General features: G+C 60.9%; 22 protein-coding genes. All 22 read left to right on the top strand.

All coding sequences use genetic code 11. From position 1 onward, the window contains the following. Positions 1-40: 40 nt before the first annotated feature. Positions 41-2170, top strand: coding sequence for a motility hub landmark protein FimV (locus ACYQ3M_RS07140; RefSeq protein ID WP_460035374.1), 2130 nt, complete (start codon positions 41-43; stop codon positions 2168-2170). A 192-nt stretch (positions 2171-2362) separates the two neighbouring features. Further along, a complete protein-coding gene (locus ACYQ3M_RS07145; protein ID WP_460035375.1) occupies positions 2363-2860 on the top strand; it encodes a flagellar basal body-associated FliL family protein in 498 nt (165 codons plus the stop codon). 3 nt (positions 2861-2863) lie between these two features. Next, the gene (gene fliM, locus ACYQ3M_RS07150; RefSeq protein ID WP_460035376.1) at positions 2864-3901 is read left to right on the top strand and encodes a flagellar motor switch protein FliM; all 1038 of its coding nucleotides are present in this window, start codon (positions 2864-2866) and stop codon (positions 3899-3901) included. After that, a complete protein-coding gene (gene fliN / locus ACYQ3M_RS07155; RefSeq protein WP_460035377.1) occupies positions 3894-4316 on the top strand; it encodes a flagellar motor switch protein FliN in 423 nt (140 codons plus the stop codon). The genes fliM and fliN overlap by 8 nt, the downstream gene beginning before the upstream one ends. An 8-nt stretch (positions 4317-4324) precedes the next feature. Next, complete coding sequence (gene fliO / locus ACYQ3M_RS07160; protein ID WP_460035378.1) at positions 4325-4702, top strand: flagellar biosynthetic protein FliO; 378 nt, start codon at positions 4325-4327, stop codon at positions 4700-4702. After that, entirely contained in the window at positions 4699-5436 is a 738-nt protein-coding gene (gene fliP, locus ACYQ3M_RS07165) for a flagellar type III secretion system pore protein FliP (protein WP_460035379.1), read from the top strand. Before fliO ends, fliP begins: the two co-directional genes overlap by 4 nt. Positions 5437-5448: 12 nt before the next feature. Then, a complete protein-coding gene (gene fliQ / locus ACYQ3M_RS07170; protein WP_460035380.1) occupies positions 5449-5718 on the top strand; it encodes a flagellar biosynthesis protein FliQ in 270 nt (89 codons plus the stop codon). 1 nt (position 5719) lies between these two features. Beyond that, complete coding sequence (gene fliR / locus ACYQ3M_RS07175) at positions 5720-6493, top strand: flagellar biosynthetic protein FliR (protein WP_460035381.1); 774 nt, start codon at positions 5720-5722, stop codon at positions 6491-6493. A 3-nt stretch (positions 6494-6496) separates the two neighbouring features. Beyond that, positions 6497-7618 carry a flagellar biosynthesis protein FlhB gene (gene flhB, locus ACYQ3M_RS07180; protein WP_460035382.1) on the top strand — a complete coding sequence of 374 codons (1122 nt, stop codon included), beginning with the start codon at positions 6497-6499 and terminating at the stop codon, positions 7616-7618. 18 nt (positions 7619-7636) lie between these two features. Next, positions 7637-9721, top strand: a complete 2085-nt coding sequence (gene flhA, locus ACYQ3M_RS07185; RefSeq protein ID WP_460035383.1) for a flagellar biosynthesis protein FlhA — start codon at positions 7637-7639, stop codon at positions 9719-9721. Between the two features lie 37 nt (positions 9722-9758). Beyond that, on the top strand, positions 9759-11024 hold the full coding sequence (flhF, locus tag ACYQ3M_RS07190; RefSeq protein ID WP_460035384.1) for a flagellar biosynthesis GTPase FlhF: 1266 nt from the start codon (positions 9759-9761) through the stop codon (positions 11022-11024). Then, complete coding sequence (locus ACYQ3M_RS07195; protein WP_460035385.1) at positions 11011-11886, top strand: MinD/ParA family protein; 876 nt, start codon at positions 11011-11013, stop codon at positions 11884-11886. Before flhF ends, ACYQ3M_RS07195 begins: the two co-directional genes overlap by 14 nt. After that, positions 11883-12605 (top strand): RNA polymerase sigma factor FliA, encoded by a 723-nt coding sequence (locus ACYQ3M_RS07200; protein WP_460035386.1) that lies wholly within the window; start codon positions 11883-11885, stop codon positions 12603-12605. Before ACYQ3M_RS07195 ends, ACYQ3M_RS07200 begins: the two co-directional genes overlap by 4 nt. A 66-nt stretch (positions 12606-12671) precedes the next feature. Further along, positions 12672-13046 (top strand): chemotaxis response regulator CheY, encoded by a 375-nt coding sequence (gene cheY, locus ACYQ3M_RS07205; protein ID WP_460035387.1) that lies wholly within the window; start codon positions 12672-12674, stop codon positions 13044-13046. Positions 13047-13059: 13 nt separating this feature from the next. Beyond that, on the top strand, positions 13060-13791 hold the full coding sequence (locus ACYQ3M_RS07210) for a protein phosphatase CheZ (protein WP_460035388.1): 732 nt from the start codon (positions 13060-13062) through the stop codon (positions 13789-13791). 9 nt (positions 13792-13800) lie between these two features. Beyond that, positions 13801-15780, top strand: coding sequence for a chemotaxis protein CheA (locus ACYQ3M_RS07215; protein ID WP_460035389.1), 1980 nt, complete (start codon positions 13801-13803; stop codon positions 15778-15780). A 10-nt stretch (positions 15781-15790) separates the two neighbouring features. Beyond that, positions 15791-16819, top strand: coding sequence for a protein-glutamate methylesterase/protein-glutamine glutaminase (locus tag ACYQ3M_RS07220; protein WP_460035390.1), 1029 nt, complete (start codon positions 15791-15793; stop codon positions 16817-16819). Next, positions 16819-17559, top strand: a complete 741-nt coding sequence (locus ACYQ3M_RS07225) for a flagellar motor protein (RefSeq protein ID WP_460035391.1) — start codon at positions 16819-16821, stop codon at positions 17557-17559. The genes ACYQ3M_RS07220 and ACYQ3M_RS07225 overlap by 1 nt, the downstream gene beginning before the upstream one ends. After that, entirely contained in the window at positions 17556-18299 is a 744-nt protein-coding gene (gene motD / locus ACYQ3M_RS07230; protein ID WP_460035392.1) for a flagellar motor protein MotD, read from the top strand. Before ACYQ3M_RS07225 ends, motD begins: the two co-directional genes overlap by 4 nt. Next, on the top strand, positions 18296-19108 hold the full coding sequence (locus ACYQ3M_RS07235; protein ID WP_460035393.1) for a ParA family protein: 813 nt from the start codon (positions 18296-18298) through the stop codon (positions 19106-19108). Before motD ends, ACYQ3M_RS07235 begins: the two co-directional genes overlap by 4 nt. Further along, positions 19105-19617 carry a hypothetical protein gene (locus ACYQ3M_RS07240; protein WP_460035394.1) on the top strand — a complete coding sequence of 171 codons (513 nt, stop codon included), beginning with the start codon at positions 19105-19107 and terminating at the stop codon, positions 19615-19617. Before ACYQ3M_RS07235 ends, ACYQ3M_RS07240 begins: the two co-directional genes overlap by 4 nt. Before the next feature lie 20 nt (positions 19618-19637). Next, entirely contained in the window at positions 19638-20111 is a 474-nt protein-coding gene (locus ACYQ3M_RS07245) for a chemotaxis protein CheW (RefSeq protein ID WP_460035395.1), read from the top strand. Positions 20112-20118 lie beyond the last annotated feature (7 nt).

The raw sequence follows: 20118 nt of genomic DNA on the forward strand, positions 1-20118 counted from the left end.
CTTGTCAAGGAAGGCAAGATGAGTTCAAAGGAGACCCAAAGTGCGCAAGTTCGCGAAAACCCTGGCGGTGGTGGGCGCGATCACGCCAGCGGGCGTGAACGCCTTAGGTTTAGGCGAGATCCGATTGCACTCGGCGCTCAATCAAAGGCTTCTCGCCGAGATTCCGATTCTCGCTTCCGGCGAGGACGTCTCTCAGATTCGAGTCGGTCTAGCTTCAGCCGAGGCCTTCGCCAAAGCGGGCCTGCCCCGACCTTATTACCTTGCGGATTTGCGCTTTAAGCCGATTCGAAAAGCCGACGGTTCGTTCGTCATCCGGGTCACCTCGAACGAGGTGATGCGCGAGCCATTTTTGGACTTTCTGCTGGAAGTGGATTGGCCAGAAGGGCGGATGCTGCGCGAGTTCACCGTGTTGCTCGACCCGCCTGTCTTTCTCGCCGAAGCAGGCGAGCCTGCGCCTAAATCGGTCCGTCCTGCAGAAGCCGCCATAGGCCAGGCGGCCGAATACGGACCGGTGCGCCGCGGCGAGTCGCTGTGGGCGATCGCCGACCGCCTCAAGCCCTCTGCCATCACCACCGAGCAGATGGCCATCGCCTTGCTCCAGACCAATCCCGAAGCTTTTGCTGAGCCCAACGTCAATGCCCTAAAAGCCGGGGCGATCTTGAAAATCCCCAGCCAAGAAGCCCTGGCCGGGCTTTCCCCCGAGCAGGCCCGAAGGGAGTTTCAGCGTCAATATCAAACCTGGCTGGCAAAGCGTGCTTCTGCGCCCGAGTCGAGGGCAGAGCAAACCCCGGAGCCCCAGCTCAAGCTTGAGGCACCTAAAGAAGCGCCTAGCCAGGTGGAATCCTCGGAGGCAGCCCCGGCTTTGGAAACGCAAGCCGCCCTCGAAGCGCTAAGGCAGGAAAACGCCGACCTTAAAAGCCGGATCGAAGCTTTGGAGGCGCAAGTGGCGGCGCTCGCCGAGCTTGCTAAGGCTTCAAGTCAAGCGGAAAACTCCAGCGGCGCGGCCTCTGCGGCGCCAAGCGAGGCCGCCCCCATCCAGGCCACGCCAGAGAGCGCCGTTTCGCTGCCTCCTGAGACGCCGCTACAAACGGCACCAAGCAACACCGTGCCGCTGGCTGAGCCCAAACCGGAAGTTGCGCCCGAACCGGTCGAAAAACCGGCAGAAGAACCCTCCCCGCCCAGCGAATGGCTTAGCCCATGGTATTTAAGTCTCGGAGGAGGGAGTTTGCTGCTGCTTGGGATCGCTGGCTGGATGATCTGGCAGCGGCGCCAAGCGGCTCAAGTTCAGGCGGATAGTTTGCTCGCGGAGATGGACCAGCACGCCGGGCAGGAAAGCGAGAGTGAGGTTGCGGCCGCGTCGGCTTCGGCCGGGATGAACGGGACGGAAACGGTCGAAAGCTCTTTTTTGAGCGAGTTTACCCCCAGCGACTTCGATGTCTTAGAGGGGGAGAGCGCGGCGGTGGATCCGCTTGCGGAGGCCGACGTTTATCTAGCTTACGGCCGTTACCAGCAGGCGGAGGAATTGATCCGGCAGGCCTTGCTGCGGGAGCCTGAGCGTCCTGAGCTGCGCCTGAAGTTGCTTGAGATCTTTTACGCTAAGGAAGATGCGACTGGGTTTGCCGGCTACGCCCAAGAGCTCAAAGATCAGGGCGCCGACCAAGAACCTGATTTTTGGGAGAAAGTCGTCGATATGGGGCGGGAGCTTTGCCCGGAGTCGCCTTTGTTCAAGAGCAACGAAGCGGCCGTATCGGAAAGCGCGTGGGAGCTTAAGACAGAATCTACTTCCTTGGAAGGCGACCGCGTCCTGGAGTTTGATCTTGACGGTTTGGATCTAAAAACCTCAAAAGCGTCTTCGCAGGATAAAAAACTTGAGGAAGACGATTCGAGCACGGCTTTCTCTTTGGTTTTAGAAGATCTGACCGGCTCTCTGGTTGAGGAAGAGATCGCTTTAACCGAGGACAACTTGCCAAAACAGCCAGCGGCCAGCGAAAGCTTTGACCTGAGCGACCAGGATGAGCTGGATACTAAACTCGATCTCGCTCGGGCTTACGTGGAGATGGAAGATGTCGAGGCGGCCAAAGAGATTCTGGAAGAAGTCGTCTCTCACGGCAGCGAAAACCAAAAGCAAGAAGCCAAAATCTTATTGGATAAGTTGGGCCTGACCTCTTAGTTTCCTTTCCGCAAAGGCTTTTCCCTTGCCCCTCCTTGACGGAGGGGCTTTTTATTTTTGGCCTCCGGTTTTTTTGCAAGGCGCCGGATTGTTGGCGTCAAATTCTAAAGAATTTAGTTAAGCAATTGATATACAAAGCTTTTATTAATTGGCCCGGTTATTGCAAAAAAAAGAATTTAGGAGGTATTCGACATGGCCGCGAAAGAAGACCTGGATCTCGGAAAGGAAAAGCAATCCGCCAAGAAGTGGACCTTTATTCTCGCTGCTGCCTTGGTGCTGCTCATCGGAGCCGGGGTGGGATTGTATTTTGCCGGCATCGTGCATTTCGGCAAGCCTCAGGTAGCGAGTGAAGCGGCCGCCGTTACCCCCGTTAAAACGGCGCATTTTTATGAGTTTGATCCCTTCATCGTCAACTTTCCCCCGGGGGAGTCGGCACGCTTGCTGCAAATCGGTTTCAGCGTCTTGACTTACGCCGAAGAAACGGCGGCCGCGCTTGGCAAACACGCCCCCATGCTCCGCAATAACCTGCTATTGCTTTTCGGCCGTTACCGACCCGAGGAGCTTGCGTCCCTAGACGGCAAGGAAGCTTTGCGCCAGGCGATCGCTCAGGAAATCCAAAAAGCGCTCGAGGCGCAAGCGCAAGGCAGCCGGGTTGAAGCGGTGTTTTTCACCCAATTCGTGATGCAATAAGCCATGGCGCTCGACGATTTGCTCTCGCAAGAAGAAATCGACGCCCTGCTCCACGGCGTCGATGAGGGTAAGATCGAGACTGGCACCGATCAACCGTTCTCGGATGGGGACGTCCGGGCTTACGATTTTTCCAGCCAAGATCGCATCGTCCGGGGGCGAATGCCGACCCTGGATATGATCAACGAGCGCTTCTCGCGCTATTTTCGCATTAGCCTGTTCAATCTCCTGCGGCGCACCGCGGAAGTTTCCATCGCCGGCACCCAGGTGCTCAAGTTCTCGGAGTTCATCCATAGCCAATACGTTCCGACCAACCTCAATCTGATCCGCTTCAAGCCGCTGCGCGGCCGGGCTTTAATCGTGATGGACCCGACGCTGGTGTTTACCGCGGTGGACAACTATTTCGGGGGGAGTGGGCGGTTTTACAACAAAGTCGAAGGTCGCGAGTTTACCCCTATGGAAATGCGCGTGATCCGGATCCTGTTGGACCTGGCGTTCAAAGACTTGCGCGAGGCGTGGAGACCGGTGCTGGAGATCGAGCCGGAATACATCCATTCCGAGGTCAATCCGCAGTTTGCCAATATCGTCAGCCCCTCGGACATTGTGATCAACTCCACCGTCCACATCGAGCTGGAGGGGGGCGGCGGGGACCTGCATATCGCCTTGCCTTACGCCATGATCGAACCGATCCGCGACCTGTTAGACAGCATTCAAAGCGACCGCGGCGACGTTGATGAGCGTTGGCGCAAGGCCCTGCACTACGAAGTCATGCAGAGCCAGATCGAGGTTTACGCGCTCTTGTTGGAAAAGGAATTGACCTTGGCCCAGGTCCTCAAGCTTAAACCGGGAGACATCCTCCCCGTGGAGCTTCCCGAGCAGGTGACGCTGTACGCCGAGGAGGTCCCTTTGTTCCAAGGACGGGTCGGGATCGCCAACGGCAACTACGCGGTCAAGATCGAACAGAAAGTGGCGCGCGGGCCGGATCTAAAGCCTCCGCCGCTGCTTCTCGAACACGCGCCAAGCAAAGGAGCAGACGATGAGTGAGGAAGAAAACTTAAATTCTCAGCTGGACGAAGAAATTCCGGCCGACGATTGGGAGGCCGCTTTAGCAGAGCAGGCGGAAAAATCCGAAGAAGAGATTTCTCCGGCGACTTACGCGCGTTTCGAGCATGAGACGCCGAAATCTCCGCCGCCGGAGGACGTCAACTTAGACGTCATCCTAGACGTGCCTGTCACCTTGTCCATGGAAATCGGCCGCACCCGGATCAGCATACGCAACTTGCTCCAGCTCAACCAAGGTTCGGTGGTGGAACTGGACCGCCTCGCGGGCGAGCCGATGGACGTCATGGTCAACGGCACCCTGATCGCTCGCGGCGAGGTGGTGGTGGTCAACGACAAATTCGGCATTCGTTTGACCGACATCATCAGTCCCGCCGAGCGGGTGCGGCGGTTGCGATGAGGGGCCGGATGCTGCTCACAGCCGCCCTGCCCGCTGCCGCGCAGGCCGCCCCTGCCGGCTTGGATCCCCCCTTGGCCGGCCAGTGGTTAGGAGGTTTGGCGGTGGTGCTGGTCCTGATCGTGCTCAGCTTGTGGTTGCTACAACGCCTAAGTCGCTGGCACGCTCCCGCCGGCGGACAGCTGCGCGTGTTGGGGGGGCTTTCCTTGGGTGGCCGCGAACGGCTGCTGGTGGTCGAAGTCGGACAGACCCAGTTGGTTTTGGGGGTCGCTCCCGGGCGGGTTCAGACCTTGCACGTCTTGGAGGGGGAGGCGCGCCTGGAGCGGGCGGCGGGAAGCTTTGGCCAGCAGCTTAAACACATGCTGACGCAGCGAGGAGAAGAACGGTGAGCAGGTGGGGATATTGCCTTGGGATCGGCTTGCTGCCAGAGCTTGCCGCCGCCGCGCCGGAACTCGAGGTGGTGCGGATAGCCACCACCGGCGGCGGCCAGACCTATACCGTCAGCCTGCAGGTATTGGCCTTGATGACCGCGCTGACGGTGCTGCCGGCGCTGCTTTTATCGATGACCGCCTTTACCCGCATCTTAGTGGTCCTGGCCATCTTGCGCCAAGCTTTAGGCACCGGCCAGACGCCGAGCAATCAGATTCTGCTTGGGCTTGCTCTGCTGTTGACCGGCTTTGTCATGGCGCCGGTGTTCGATAAGGCGTACCAGGACGGGGTGGCCCCGTACCTGGAGGAAAAGATCGAAGCGGGGGAGGCGCTTAAGCGGGCGCTGGCGCCGCTGCGCCAGTTTATGTTGCGCCAGACCCGCGAGGCTGATTTGGCCCTGTTTGTGCGCCTGGCGGGGCGGGAGCAGCTCGAGTCTATGGATCAGGCGCCTCTTTCTTTGCTGGTGCCGGCTTTTATGACCTCGGAGCTAAAGACCGCGTTTCAGATCGGTTTCCTGCTATTTTTGCCGTTTCTGGTCATCGATCTGGTGGTGGCCAGCGTACTCATGGCGATGGGGATGATGATGCTCTCGCCGGTCATCGTCTCGCTGCCGTTCAAGCTGATGCTGTTTGTGCTCGTGGACGGCTGGGCGTTGGTCGTGGAGACGCTGGCGGCGAGTTTCTATACGCTCTGAAGGAGAAAAACCGTGGACGCCGATGCCGTTGTCACGCTCGCTCACGATGCCCTTTGGCTGGCCTTGAAGCTGGCCGCGCCGATCTTGCTTGCGGTGCTGGCGATCGGGTTGTTGGTCGCCGTGTTTCAAGCCGCCACCCAAATCAACGAGATGACTTTGAGCTTTGTGCCTAAGCTGGTCGGCGTGGCTTTGGTGCTGGCGGTGGCCGGGCACTGGATGCTGCGCCTGCTTACCGACTACACCCAGGCCTTGTTTGAGAACATCCCAACGTTGATCGGTTGACATGCCTTGGACCGAGGCGGAGCTTTTAGACGCAGTCGCCTATTTCTTGTGGCCCCTGGGTCGGGTGGCGGGGTTTTACTTGAGCTTTCCCTTATGGAGCAACCACGCGGTGCCGGTTCGGGTACGGGTGATTTTAACGGTGGTCACGACCGCGGCGGTGAGGCCGGCTCTCCCTCCGCTCCCGGCCGTGGAACTGCTTAGCTTGGAAGCGGGTTGGATAGTGGGGCGAGAGATCCTGATCGGGGCCGCCATCGGCCTGCTCGTGCAATTGGCCTTCGCGGCGCTGGTGTTCGCCGGGCAAACGATTGCCTATCAGATGGGGTTGGGGTTTGCCGCGCTCATCGATCCCCAGTTGGGCGTGCAGGTGCCGGTCGTGGCGCAGCTGTATCTGCTGCTTGCAAGTTTGTGGTTTCTGGGAGCGGACGGCCATTTGCTCCTCATCGAACTCCTCGCCCGGAGTTTTTCCACCCTGCCGATCACGCTTGCCGGCCTGGATCGCGGGGAAGTTTGGACCGTCGTTCGCTGGGGGGGAAGCGTGTTCGCCGGCGGGTTGCTGTTGTCTTTGCCCATCGTCGTCACCCTGCTTTTTGTCAACCTCGCCTTGGGGATCGCCACCCGGGCCGCACCCCAGCTCAATATTTTCTCCGTAGGTTTCCCGATCACTTTGGGGTTGGGACTTGGGCTGATCGGGCTGACTCTGCCCTTAGTGCTGGAGCGGTTTTTCGAGGACCTTCCGGCCACTTACGAACAGATCCGAAGCTGGCTCAAGGTGTAGACCATGGCGGAAGAGAGCGATCAGGAACGCACCGAAGAACCTACCCCAAAGCGCCTGGAGGACGCGCGCCGCCAAGGACAGATTCCCCGCTCGCGCGAGCTGAATACCTTCGTGGTGGTCACGGTCGGGTTGGCCGGCTGCGGAGCGTTGGCTCCCTCGCTGGGCGAGGGTTTGGCGCAAATCATGGCGGCCAATTTCCGTCTCCGGCGGGAGGAGGTTTTCGATTCCCAGGCGCTGCTCGAGCACAGCGCCCAGGCTTTATTCGCCAGTTTGAGCCTGTTGGCGCCGTGGCTTTTGGTGTTGCTCCTCGCCGCCTTGGCCGCGCCGCTGATGCTGGGCGGCTGGGTGTTCAGCGCAGAAAGCTTAAAGCCTACCTTCGGCAGGATCGACCCTCTGCAGGGACTGAGGCGCATGTTCGCGCTGCACAGCGCGGTGGAACTGATCAAATCGCTGCTTAAAGTCGCCTTGATTGCTCTGCTTGCCTGGAGCGTGCTCCAAGCCTCCTGGGCCGATCTGGAGAGGTTGGTGCGCGCAGACCTGAAACCGGCGCTGGCTAAAGGGGTTGCGCTGCTGTGGCAGGCGAGCTTGTGGCTTTGCGCTTCGCTCGCGGTGCTCGCCGGGATCGATGCGCCGTACCAGCTCTGGGCGCACCGGCGCAAGCTGCGGATGAGCTTGCAGGAGGTCAAAGAGGAGATGAAAGAGTCGGAAGGCCGGCCCGAAGTCAAAGCCAAGATCCGCCAACTGCAGCGCGAGCGCGCGCTGCGGCGGATGATGGAAGAAGTGCCAAAGGCCGACGTCGTGGTCACCAACCCCACCCATTTCGCCGTGGCCCTCAAATACGATCCCTCCCGCGGTGGCGCGCCTAAAGTTGTGGCCAAAGGAGTCGAGTTGATCGCGGCCCAGATCCGCAGCCGGGCGATCGCCGCCGGCGTCCCCTTGGTGGCCGCACCGCCCTTGGCGCGGGCCTTGTACTACAGCACCGAGTTGGGACAAGAGATCCCGCAGGGTTTGTATCTGGCCGTAGCTCAGGTGTTGGCTTACGTGTACCAGCTCAAAGCGGCGCCCGGCAAAAACTTACGGCCGCCGGAAAATCTGGTGGTGCCGGAAGAATACCTGCGCCGTTAAATACTTGAGGGGTAAGGCATGAACGCGACCGCAATTTTCGCCCGAATCAAGCCGCTTGGCCAGTTGGGTTTGGGAGCACCGCTGTTGGTGCTGCTGTTGCTCTCGCTCTTGGTTTTGCCGCTGCCGGCGTTTGCGCTCGATCTGTTCTTTACCTTCAACATCGCCTTTTCGCTCATCATCCTGTTGATCGTGATCTATACCGTAAGGCCGCTCGATTTTGCCGTGTTCCCGACCGTGCTGCTGGTGGCGACTTTGCTGCGGCTGAGCCTGAACGTGGCCTCGACCCGCGTGGTGCTGCTTGAGGGCCACACCAGCCCGGATGCGGCCGGCAAGGTGATCGAGGCGTTCGGCGCGTTTGTGATCGGCGGGAATTTCGCCGTGGGCCTGGTGGTGTTTCTGATCCTAGTGATCATCAACTTCGTCGTGATCACCAAAGGCGCCGGCAGGGTGTCGGAGGTGAGCGCAAGGTTCACTCTGGACGCTATGCCCGGCAAGCAGATGGCGATCGACGCCGACCTCAACGCCGGCCTGATTTCCCAGGACGAGGCCCGCGCGCGGCGCGCCGAGGTCGCAAGAGAGGCCGACTTTTACGGCGCCATGGACGGGGCGAGCAAATTCGTGCGCGGGGACGCGATCGCCGGGATCTTGATCCTATTCATCAACATCCTCGGCGGGCTTGCGGTCGGCATGGGTCAGCACGGGATGAACTTTCACGAGGCGGCCGAACGTTACGTTTTGCTCACCATCGGCGACGGGCTGGTGGCGCAAATCCCTTCGCTTCTGCTGTCGGTCGCTTCGGCCATTTTGGTGACTCAGGTGGAGGGCGCAGAAGCGGACGTGGGGCAGCAGTTTAGCGCCCAGTTTCTCGAGCATCCGCGGGCTTTGGCCGTAGCGGCTTCGGTCATCGGCTTGCTGGGGCTGATCCCAGGGATGCCGAGCATGCCGTTTCTGGCTCTGGCCGCCGTGTTGGGAGGCGGAGCTTGGCTGTTGGCGCGGCGTCGGCGCCAACCGCCTGCCGCGGAGCTTGCGCCGGAGGCGTCCAAAGCGCCTGAAGTGCGCGAGTTGAGCTGGGACGATGTGGTGCCGCTCGACCGCATCGGCCTGCAGGTCGGGTACCGTCTGATCGCGCTGGTGGACAGGCAACAGGGCGGGGAACTCATGAGCCGGATCAAAGGGGTGCGCCGAAAACTGTCGCAAGAGTTGGGTTTTCTGATCCCGCCGGTGCACATTCGCGACAACCTCGACCTGCCTCCCAACGCCTACCGCTTGCAAATTCTGGGCGCGACGGTGGGGGAAGCGACGATCTACCCGGATCGCGAGATGGCCATCAATCCCGGCCAAGTGTTCGAGGCTATTCCCGGGATCGAGGCCAAGGACCCGGCCTTCGGTCTGGATGCGGTATGGATTGAACGGGGGAGCCGGGATCAAGCTCAGGCGCTCGGGTACACCGTGGTGGATCCGGAGACGGTGATCGCCACGCACTTGAGCCAAGTCCTGCAAGACCACGCCCATCTTTTATTCGGTCATGAGGAGGCGCAGCAATGGTTGAGCAGTTTGGCCAAGGTCGCGCCTAAACTGGCCGAACTCTTGGTGCCCCAGATCATCCCGCTCACCTTATTGGTGAAGGTGCTGCAGCGCCTGCTCAAAGAAAAAATCCCGATCCGGGACATGATCACCATCGCCGAAACTTTGGCGGAGCACGGCAGCAAAAGTCAGGATCCCGACGTCCTCACCGCCGCCGTGCGCGCGGCCTTGGGTCGCGCGATCGTCGAGAAGATCAATGGCTTGGAAAGCGAGTTGCCCGTCATCACCCTGGATCCAGAGTTGGAACAGTTATTGCAAAAAGCCTTACAGAACGCCGACCAAGAAGGAATTGGCATCGAACCGGGGCTGGCGCAACGCATTCACCAGCTTTTGGAACAGCAGACCCGCAAGCTGGAAGAAAGCGGCAAGCCGGCGGTGCTGTTAGTGTCCCAGGCGTTGCGCGGATGGCTGGCGCGCTTTGTACGCCACACCATCCCGGGCCTGCACGTCTTGGCCTATAACGAAGTGCCAGAGGACCAGCAGATCAAAATCGTCGGCGTAGTGGGTCAGCGGGCTTAAATGGGGGACGACCCAGCGTCGCAGCGGAGGAAAAATCATGAAAATCAAACGCTTTCTGGCGCCGGATATTCGCCAGGCGCTGCAACAGGTAAAGGAAGTTTTAGGTGCGGATGCAGTAATCCTGTCTAACCGCAAAACCGAGCAAGGGGTGGAAATCATCGCCACCTGCGATTTCGATCTGGAAACGGTCGCCGCGGCCAAGCCAACGCCCCGAGCGCCTACTCCAGCGACCAGCTCTAAGCCTGCGCCCATGCCTAGGCCAGCGTTTTCCGCCCGCAGTTACAGCGCGGTGGCCGAGTTTACCGGAACGGCCAAGCCGGTCAAGGAGGAGCCGAAAGAGCCTAGGACGCAAGCGGCTGCTTCCCTGCGCCCGGCGCCTGAACCAAGCCAATCGGCAGAGAGCCTTGCCTTGCTGCAGCGCGAGCTGCAGGAGATGCGGCGCCTGTTGGATCGGCATTTGGCGCGCGAGAGCCAGCGCGAAGCCCCGGCCCGGCTCGATCTGCTGCGCGCTTTGAATGAGCTGGGATTTGCCCGCTCCGTGGCCCTGGAGCTGGCCAGGCAAGTCAACGCTCAGGAAGACCTCGCCGGCGCCTTGCGTCAGGTGCAAGCGGTATTAACTACCCAGGTGCGCGTGAGTGACTTGGATTTGGACCGCGGTGGAATCATCGCCCTCGTCGGTCCCACCGGCGTCGGCAAGACCACCACGATCGCCAAATTGGCCGCCCGCTTCCGCCTCGCACACGGCCCGCGCCACCTGGCTTTGCTGACCACGGACAATTACCGGATCGCTGCCTACGAACAGCTCAGCACTTACGCCCGGATTCTCGGCGTGCCGATCCGGGCGGTCGCTAATGCGGACGAACTGCGCACGGTCTTACAGGGCTTTCAGGACAAACGCCTGATTCTGATCGATACGGCCGGGATGAGCCCTAGGGATCTGCGCCTCGCGGAACACCTCGCTCTGCTGCGCGACGGTGAAGCTCCGATTCGCACCTATCTGGTGTTGTCCGCCGGCGCCCAGCTGCCGAGCTTGAACGAAGCGATCGGAGCGTTCTCCGGTTGTCGCCCCAAAGCGGCGATTTTGACCAAACTCGATGAGGCCGGAAGCCTTGGGCCGGCGCTTTCGGCGCTGATTCAGCAGAGGCTGCCGGTCGCGTGCTTTACCGACGGCCAGCAGGTGCCGGAAGACCTGCACGCGGCGCAGGCGCAAGCGCTGGTGCAGCGTTGCTTTGCAATGACTCCGCCGGCGCTTGCCGAGGAGGAGTTCGACTTTGAAGAGTGGATCGCCCATGCGCACGCTTAATCTAGATCAAGCCGCCGGCATTCGGCGCTTGCGGCAGCCCCAAGCGGTGCGGGTGTTTGCCGTGGCCAGCGGCAAGGGCGGGGTGGGAAAAACCAACATCGCCGTCAATCTGGGGGTGGCCCTGGCGCAGCAAGGGCGCGCCACGGCCCTGCTCGACGCGGATTTGGGATTGGCCAACGTCGACATTCTGTTGGGGCTGCACCCGAGGTACAACCTGTCCCACGTCATCCAAGGGACCTGCACGCTGGAGGAAATCGTGGTGGAAGGGCCAGGTGGCTTGAAAATCGTGCCGGCGGCTTCAGGAATCCAGCAGATGGCGGATTTGACCGCGGCCCAGCAGGCCGGCCTGATCCGCGCTTTCAGCGGCTTGACTCTGCCTTTGGAGGTCTTGATCGTCGATACCGCGGCCGGCATCTCCAGCACCGTGGTCAATTTTGCCCGCGCCTGTCAGGAGATCGTGGTGGTGGTGTGCGACGAACCCGCCTCTTTGGCCGACGCTTACGCCTTCATCAAGCTGCTCCACCGCGACTATAGGCTGTTCCGGTTCCAGATTCTGTGCAATCAGGTCAAGAGCCAAGCTCAAGGTCGGCAATTGTACGAGAAGCTGTGCCGGGCGACCGACCGCTACTTGGATGTGACCCTCAATTATTTTGGCTCGGTGCCGAAGGACGAGGCGGTGACCAAGGCGGTGCAGCTTCAGCAGCCGGTGGTCAGCGCCTTTCCCCAAAGCCCGGCCGCGCTGGCGTTAAAAGCATTGGCGCGCAAAGTGGAGCAGTGGCCCATTGCGGACGCCCCGTCGGGGCGGTTGGAGTTCTTCGTCGAGCGAATGATCCATTACAGCGCAGAAAGCCACCAAGTATGAAAGGGGTAGCCGCTTACGCCGCAGTCAAGGCTTTAGATTTCGATCAGGTGGTCGCCCAGTACGCGCCGCTGGTGCAGCGCATCGCCTATCATCTGAAAGGGCGGCTGCCGCCCAGCGTGCTTCTCGATGACTTGATCCAGGCGGGGATGGTCGGTCTCTTAGAGGCGGCGCGCCAGTACGATGCCAGCCAAGGGGCGGATTTCAAGACCTACGCGGGAATTAGGATCCGGGGAGCGATGCTAGACGAGGTGCGCCGTCACGATTGGACCCCGCGCTCGGTGCACCGCAAAGCGCGCGAGATTTCCGAGGCGATGTATCGCATCGAGCGCCGCACCGGCCGCGATGCGCGCGATACCGAGGTGGCGGAAGAACTGGGGATGAGCCTGGAGGAGTATCACCGCGCCTTGCAGGATACGGTCGGATGCCGCCTGCTCAGCATCGAAGAGCTTGCCGAGCAAGGCGATGGCTGGCTGGAGGAATCCGGCAAGACCTGTGAAGGCGTGGAACTGTTGGCGCAGGAGCGCTTCAAGGAAGCGCTGGCCGACGCCATCGCCAGCTTACCGGAACGCGAGCGCTTGGTGATTTCCCTCTACTACGAAGACGAGATGAACCTCAAAGAGATCGGCGAGGTGCTCGGGGTGGGGGAATCGCGCGTCTGTCAGATTCACGGTCAAGCGATGCTGCGCCTTCGGGCCAGGATGCGCGACTGGTTGGGTTGATGGGTCTATATTTAAAGCAAGCATGTGGGATACAACGGGTTGTAGGGGGTTGCCTTGGACAAGAACATGAAGATCCTGGTGGTGGACGATTTTTCCACCATGCGGCGGATTATCAAGAATCTGCTGCGCGAGTTGGGGTTTACCAACATCGCCGAGGCCGACGACGGGCAAACCGCGTTGCCCAAACTGAAATCCGGCGACTTCGATCTTTTGATCACCGACTGGAACATGCCCGGCATGACGGGCATCGATTTGCTGCGCGCCGTGCGGGCCGACGAGAAACTCGCCAAGCTGCCGGTATTGATGGTGACCGCCGAGGCGCGCCGCGATCAGATCGTTGCCGCCGCTCAGGCGGGAGTGAACGGCTACATCATCAAACCCTTCACCGCAGCGACGTTGAAGGATAAGTTGGAAAAGATCTTTGAACGTCTCCAAGCTTAAGGGAGGAAGAAGAATGGCCGAGGCGGCGGTAACCTTACAAACAACGCGTCTAGATCAGGCCCGCGCGCTTGTGGCGGCGTTGGAGCGCGGCGACGAGGCGGAAGCCGAGCAGATCCTAGATGAGCTTAAAGGAGCGCGCGAGGAACAAGTGTTTCAGGAGCTGTGCCGGCTCACGCGCCGTCTCCACGATGCCTTGAGCGCTTTTGTGGCGGACTCGAAGCTGGTCGAGCTGACCGAAAACGACATTCCCGACGCCCGCGAGCGCTTGAGGTACGTCATCGCGCTGACCGAGCAGGCGGCAAATACCACCTTGAACGCGGTGGATGCCATCCTGCCGAGGGTCACTGCGCTCAACGCCAGACTTGAGATTCTGACCGCGCAATGGGAAAGGTTTTTGCAGCGCGAGATGCCGTATCAGGAGTTCAAGGAATTGAGCCGCGCCATCAGCGCGTTTTTGGAGAACCTAAGGCAGGAGATGAGCATGCTCCAAGGGCAGCTCAACGAAGTGGTGATGGCGCAGAGCTTTCAAGACCTTAGCGGCCAGATCATCCGGCGGGTGATCGAGCTGGTGGAACAGGCCGAAGACAGCCTGATCGAACTGATTCGCCTCTCCGGCCGCAAGGCTCAGCGTTCTTCTCCTGAGCGCTCCGGCAAGGCGTCTGGCCCAGCGGTTCCGGGCTTGGATCAGGCCGCGGTGACCAGCCAGGATGAGGTAGACGATCTGCTCTCTAGCCTTGGATTTTAGGAGCGCCTTATGGCCGTCGATTTCAACGATGAGATTCTCCAGGATTTTTTGATCGAAGCCGGTGAGATCCTGGAGCAGCTGGGTGAACAGCTGTTGGCGTTGGAGCAGACGCCGCAAGACAAAGACTTACTCAACGCCATCTTTCGCGGGTTTCATACGGTCAAGGGCGGGGCCGGTTTTCTGAACATCGCCCCGATGGTGGAGCTTTGCCATCGGGCCGAAGACGTGTTCAACGTCCTACGCCAAGGGGAGCGTCAGGTCGAACCGGCGCTGATGGATACGGTGCTCAAAGCGTTGGATACGGCCAACACCATGCTCGCTAGCTTGCGCGTCGGCCAGGAAATCGAGCCTGCGCCTCCCGAATTGCTCGCCGCGCTCGGCCAATTTGCGCTGCCGGCGGAAGCGATCGCGCCGAGCCAAGAAAGCCCAAAAGCGCAGGATCAAACAGACCCCAAAACGCAGGCAGAAAGCCCCAAAGCGCAGGATCCGGTCGAGCAGGAATTTGAGGCGTTTCTGGCGCAGGCGGTTGCGGAAAAGCCAAAAACGGAAGCAGGCGACGACTTTATCACCGAAGAAGAGTTCGAGCAATTGCTGGACGCCCTCCACGGTCCGGGAAAAGCGCCTGGGAGCCAAAAAACGCCGGCGGCGGAGGAGATTACCGAAGAGGAATTCGAGGCCTTGCTCGATCAGCTCCACGGGCCGGGCAAGCATCAGGGCGTTCCGCCACAAACGCCATCGCCGCCCGAGCCGACTCTGAAACCGCCTGCCGCCTCGGCGGAGACGCGGACGCCGCCTGAAGTTGCAGCCGCGCCTAAAAAAACCGAGGCGGCCGAGTCCACCGTGCGCGTCGACACCCAGCGGCTGGATGAGATCATGAACATGGTCGGCGAGCTGGTTTTAGTGCGTAACCGCTTCAAGAGCCTAAAGGCGGCTTTAGACGACGAAGAAATGGCGAAAGCGGTGGCCAATCTGGATGTGGTCACCTCCGATTTGCAGTTGGCGGTGATGAAGACCCGCATGCAGCCGATCCGCAAGGTTTTCGGCCGGTTTCCGCGGGTGGTGCGCGATCTGGCGCGGAGTTTGGGCAAGGAAGTCCGCCTGGAGACCCGAGGCGAGGAGACCGATCTGGACAAAAATCTCGTCGAAGCCTTGGCCGATCCTTTAGTCCACCTGGTGCGCAACGCGGTGGACCACGGCATCGAGACCCCGATCGAGCGCGAGCGCGCCGGCAAACCGCGGGAAGGGGTGGTGATCCTGAGCGCGGCGCAGGAAGGGGATCGGATCGAGTTGATCGTCGAGGACGACGGCAAAGGCATGGATCCTGAGGTGTTGCGGCGCAAAGTTGTAGAAAAGGGCTTGATGGACCAAGAGAGCGCCGCCCGCCTGAGCGAGCGCGAGTGCTTGCAGCTGATCTTCCTGCCGGGCTTTTCCACCAAAAGCGAAATCTCCGACATTTCCGGGCGCGGCGTGGGCATGGATGTGGTCAAGACCCGCATCGCCCAGATGAACGGCACGGTGGAAGTGGATTCGGTCCCAGGCAAGGGAACCAAGATCACGATCAAGGTCCCGCTGACGTTGGCGATCCTGCCGACTTTGATGATTCAGCTGGAAAACCAGGCTTTTGCTTTGCCGCTGTCGAGCGTGGTCGAGATTTTGGACTTGGATCTTAGCCGCACCAACGTGGTCGACGGGCAGCCCACGGTGCTCGTGAGGGATCGGGCTTTGCCCTTGTTTTACCTGAAGGATTGGCTGATTCGGGGAGGGCGCACGGGGGACGAGCGATCCGGGCACGTGGTGGTGGTGAACGCCGGCGGACGCTATGTGGGTTTTGTCGTCGACCACCTGATCGGCCAGGAGGAGGTCGTGATCAAGGCCTTGGGGGCCAAACTCAACGGCCTAGCCGGCTTGGCCGGGGCGACCATCACCGGCGACGGCAAGATCGCCTTGATCTTGGATGTGCCGAGCCTGATGAAACGCTACGCGGCCTGATGGGGGGAGCATGCCGGTAAGAGCCTTGGTGGTGGACGATTCGGCGTTCATGCGCCAGCGCATCGCCGAGATTCTGGAAGAGGGCCGCGACATCGAGGTGGTGGACGTGGCCCGCGATGGAGCGGAAGCGGTCCGCAAGGCCGTCCTGTTGCGCCCGGAGGTCATCACCATGGACGTGGAGATGCCGGGGATGGATGGGATTCAAGCCGTGCGAGAAATCATGCGCCGGTGTCCGACCCCGATCTTGATGCTGTCGGCCCTGACCCGGGCGGGGGCGCAGGCGACTTTGGCCGCTTTGGAAGCCGGGGCGATGGATTTCATCCCCAAACGGCTGGAGGACATCGGCGGCGACCGCGAGGCGGCCAAGCGGGAGCTCAGGCGCCGCGTGCGGCTGTTGGCGGCGCAGGCGCGACGGATTTCGGCTTTGCCTAAACCGGAAAGAAACCTCAGGCAGACCGCTCCCCAGGATTTTCGAGCCCAATCCCCGCAGCTTGTGGTCATCGCCGCGTCCACCGGGGGCCCGCTGGCGCTGCAGCAAATCCTGACCCGGCTTTCGCCGGCGGTGGACTTTGCGATTTTGCTCGTCCAGCACATGCCCGGCCACTTTACGCCGAGTTTTGCCGCGCGCTTGAATCAGTTGGCAAAGATCGAGGTTCGGGAGGCGGTCGATGGCGATGTCTTGCGTCCCGGGGTGGCGTTGCTTGCGCCGGGGGGGAAACAGATGGAGGTGCGCCCGGACGGTCGGATTGCGGTCCGCGCCGCGCGCGCGGAAGAAATTTACCGGCCCAGCGCCGATGTGACTTTTGCCTCGGTGGCCGAACACGTTCGCGGTCCGGTGCTCGGGATCGTGTTGACCGGCATGGGGGCAGACGGCAAGCTCGGTGCTGAGCGCCTCAAGCGGACCGGCAACGCCAGGATCTGGGTGCAGGACGAGGCAAGTTGCGTGGTGTACGGTATGCCCAAAGCGGTCGCCGAGGCGGGATTGGCCGACCGGATCTTGCCGCTTGGCGACATTGCCGCTTGGTTGGAGGCGATCTAGTGGATCTGCTCAGCCTGCTCGGCTTCTTCCTGGGAATCATGGCAGTAGTCGGCGGCAATCTGCTGGAAGGCGGGAAGCTGGCGTTCTTGGTCAACGGCCCGGCGTTCTTGATCGTGCTCGGCGGCACCTTAGGGGCGGTGATGCTGCAGACTCCGCCGAACTTGTTTGTGAACGCCTTGAGGGACCTGCAGTGGGTGGTCAGCTTGCCGCGGATCGACCTCTCGCAAAGGATCCAAAGGATCGTGCAGTGGAGCGCTTTGGCGCGTAAGGAGGGCTTGCTGGGATTGGAAAGCGAGCTCGAGCGGGAGCCGGACGGTTTCGTGCGCAAGGGCTTGCAATTGCTGGTGGACGGCAACGAGACCGAGATCATTCGCGATTGCCTGGAGCTGGAGATGTACGCCAAAGAACAACAAGCTCTCCACGCCGCCAAAGTGTTCGAAGCCATGGGGGGATACGCCCCGACCTTGGGGATCTTAGGAGCGGTTTTGGGCTTGATCCAGGTGATGCAGAACCTGACCGACCCGGAAAAGCTCGGGCACGGGATCGCGACCGCTTTCGTCGCCACCATTTATGGGGTGGGGTTTGCCAATTTGGTGTTCTTGCCCATCGCCGGCAAGCTCAAAGCCCATATCCGTAAAATCACTTTGCTCCGCCAGGTAACGATCGAGGGCCTCGTGGCCATCGCCGAAGGGGAAAATCCGCGCAACATCGAGCTTAAACTGAACGGGTTTTTGGAATGAGCGCACGCCGCCGGCACCGACCGGAAGAAAAAGAAAACTCTGAGCGTTGGTTGGTCTCCTACGCCGACTTCATCACCTTGCTGTTTGCCTTTTTCGTGGTCATGTACGCGGTCGCCATCGTCCATCAAGGCGACCTGAAAGCGTTGTCGGCGTCTTTGGATCGGGCTTTCCAAGACCCTCCTAAAGCGTCGGAGCCGATTCAGGTCGGTGATCCGCCGCGCAGTTTCGCGCCGTCCATTCTAGAAACGGCGCAAGAAGCAGAAAAATTGAAGGAGGCGGGCGAGCGCTTTACGGAGGTTTTGGCGCCTTACATCGACCAGGAATTGGTGGCGGTGGAGCGCAACGAGTTCTGGATCGCGGTGGAAATGAAAAGCGGCATTTTGTTTGCCAGCGGCAGCGCCGAGCTTTCGCCCGAGGCCGATCCCGTCTTGGCCAAATTAGCGCAGATCGTGCGCGAGTTACCCGACAATCCCGTCTACGTGGAGGGGCACACCGACAACGTCCCGATCGAGACGCAAGCCTTTCCCTCCAATTGGGAGTTGTCGGCAGCGCGCGCCGCCAGCGTGGTGCGGCGGCTGGTTCAGTTTGGGGTCGATCCTGCGCGGATGGCGGCGGTAGGGTTTGGCGAGCACCATCCGGCCGCCGACAATTCGACCGAAGTCGGGCGCTATCGCAACCGGCGGGTGGTGCTGGTGCTCCTGGCCAAGAACGCGTCCCGTTATCGCTTCGAGCGGCAATGACTATGCGGGTGTGGGCGGTTTGCAATCAGAAAGGCGGGGTGGGCAAGACCACCACCGTGGCCAATTTGGGTGGGCTTCTGGCCGAGCAGGGGCAACGCACCTTGCTTGTGGACTTGGATCCCCACGGTTCGTTGACGGCGTATTTTGGTTTTTCCCCAGACGTTATCGAAGGAGGGGGCTATGAGCTGTTTCGCGCCCACATCCTGCACCGTCCGGCCGACCCGATGTCGTATCTTAAGCCAACGCCGATCGAAGGGCTTACGCTGTTGCCGGCCAGCATCGCGCTGGCGACCGTGGAGCGGCAGGCGGGGGCGCGGGAGGGTTTGGGTTTGGTGCTCGCCAAAGCCTTACGCCGGTTGGCAGCGCAGTATCAATACGTATTGATCGATAGCCCGCCCAGTCTAGGCGTGCTGATGGTCAATGCGCTCGCGGCGTGCGATTATTTAATCATCCCCGTGGTGGCCGATTTTTTGTCGCTGCACGGGCTGGAGCGGATGTTGCACACTTTGGAGATGATCGCCCGCGCCCGCAAACAATCCTTGCCTTACCTTATCGTCCCGACCTTGTACGACCGCAGGCCGCGCATCTCCTCGGTCAGTTTAGGGATGCTCAAGGAACGATACGGCCATAAGGTGTGGTCGGGTGTGATTCCTTTAGATACTAAGCTGCGCGAAGCCAGCCAGGCCCATCTGCCGGTTTGCCGATATTGGCCAAGCTGCCGGGCGGCGCGGGCGTACGCGGAGTTGCTTGAAGAACTCTTGACGGACGGCCTTGCTCAACAAAAGGCCCTTAAAGCGGTTCCGGCATGAATGAGGAAGATCCTTTAGCCGATTATCTGAAGTGCTTGCTGCGCGACCAACCAAGCCCGAGCGCCGCGCCCGTACCCGAGAAGGAACCGGACTGGACCGAGCGCGAGTTTGAGGTGCAGCCGTTTTTTCTAGGGAAACTGCGCCTTGCCGCGCCGGGATCGCAGCTTCTGGGGACATTCGCCTTAGAGGACGAAATCGTCTCCAAGCCCGGGCAACCTAGCTGGGCTTTAGGTCGGATAAAGGTTGCAGGTGGCGAATTTTGGGCGGCGACTCCGGCGCGGCTGGTCCTCCCAGATTCAGGCCTTGGCCCGTATCGTTGGGCGTTGTTGCCGCGCCGCAGCGAGCTCGCCCTGCTTTGCCACGGGGTGGAAGCGCGCGCTTGCTGGCAGCCGCAGCAAGTGCGTTGGCGCACCGAGCGGCTAAGCCGTCCTTGGCTGCTTGGCATGTGCCTAGAACCGCCTTGCCCTTTAATCGATTTGGAGCGCCTAGTCGAGGAACTTCAACGTTGAACCAAGCGGAGGAATGGGCGATGCAAACGGCAGAAAAACTCCACCACGAACCTCTCCAATGGGTAACTTTTAGGCTCGGCAACGAAACCTACGGCATCAACGTGATGCAAGTACAGGAAGTGTTGCGGGTAAGCGAGATTGCGCCGGTTCCGGGGGCGCCCGACTACGTGCTCGGGATCATCAACCTGCGCGGCAACGTGGTGACCGTGGTGGACACCCGCCGCCGCTTCGGTCTGCCCCCCAAAGAACCCGATAGCGCATCCCGCATCGTGATCGTCGAGGCGGCGGGGCAAGTGATCGGGATTCTCGTAGACAGCGTAGCCGAGGTGGTGGAACTTCGCTCGGCAGAGATCGAGGCCGCTCCCAACGCCGGCACCGAAGACCGCGCCCGCTATATCCAGGGCGTTACCAGCCGCGACGGTAAGCTGCTGATCCTCGTGGATCTGAACAAATTCTTAAGCGACGAGGAGATCGCCGAGATGGAAAACTATTGAGCGCTTA

Source organism: Methylothermus subterraneus, from assembly GCF_054656915.1.

Coding starts and splice junctions, on each gene's coding strand:
- ACYQ3M_RS07245 (WP_460035395.1), top strand. CDS start 19,638: ATGCAAACGGCAGAAAAACTCCACCACGAACCTCTCCAATGGGTAACT.
- flhF (WP_460035384.1), top strand. CDS start 9,759: ATGAAAATCAAACGCTTTCTGGCGCCGGATATTCGCCAGGCGCTGCAA.
- fliN (WP_460035377.1), top strand. CDS start 3,894: ATGAGTGAGGAAGAAAACTTAAATTCTCAGCTGGACGAAGAAATTCCG.
- flhB (WP_460035382.1), top strand. CDS start 6,497: ATGGCGGAAGAGAGCGATCAGGAACGCACCGAAGAACCTACCCCAAAG.
- ACYQ3M_RS07215 (WP_460035389.1), top strand. CDS start 13,801: ATGGCCGTCGATTTCAACGATGAGATTCTCCAGGATTTTTTGATCGAA.
- flhA (WP_460035383.1), top strand. CDS start 7,637: ATGAACGCGACCGCAATTTTCGCCCGAATCAAGCCGCTTGGCCAGTTG.
- fliO (WP_460035378.1), top strand. CDS start 4,325: ATGCTGCTCACAGCCGCCCTGCCCGCTGCCGCGCAGGCCGCCCCTGCC.
- ACYQ3M_RS07200 (WP_460035386.1), top strand. CDS start 11,883: ATGAAAGGGGTAGCCGCTTACGCCGCAGTCAAGGCTTTAGATTTCGAT.
- cheY (WP_460035387.1), top strand. CDS start 12,672: ATGAAGATCCTGGTGGTGGACGATTTTTCCACCATGCGGCGGATTATC.
- ACYQ3M_RS07210 (WP_460035388.1), top strand. CDS start 13,060: ATGGCCGAGGCGGCGGTAACCTTACAAACAACGCGTCTAGATCAGGCC.
- fliR (WP_460035381.1), top strand. CDS start 5,720: ATGCCTTGGACCGAGGCGGAGCTTTTAGACGCAGTCGCCTATTTCTTG.
- fliM (WP_460035376.1), top strand. CDS start 2,864: ATGGCGCTCGACGATTTGCTCTCGCAAGAAGAAATCGACGCCCTGCTC.
- ACYQ3M_RS07145 (WP_460035375.1), top strand. CDS start 2,363: ATGGCCGCGAAAGAAGACCTGGATCTCGGAAAGGAAAAGCAATCCGCC.
- ACYQ3M_RS07195 (WP_460035385.1), top strand. CDS start 11,011: ATGCGCACGCTTAATCTAGATCAAGCCGCCGGCATTCGGCGCTTGCGG.
- ACYQ3M_RS07220 (WP_460035390.1), top strand. CDS start 15,791: ATGCCGGTAAGAGCCTTGGTGGTGGACGATTCGGCGTTCATGCGCCAG.
- motD (WP_460035392.1), top strand. CDS start 17,556: ATGAGCGCACGCCGCCGGCACCGACCGGAAGAAAAAGAAAACTCTGAG.
- ACYQ3M_RS07235 (WP_460035393.1), top strand. CDS start 18,296: ATGACTATGCGGGTGTGGGCGGTTTGCAATCAGAAAGGCGGGGTGGGC.
- ACYQ3M_RS07240 (WP_460035394.1), top strand. CDS start 19,105: ATGAATGAGGAAGATCCTTTAGCCGATTATCTGAAGTGCTTGCTGCGC.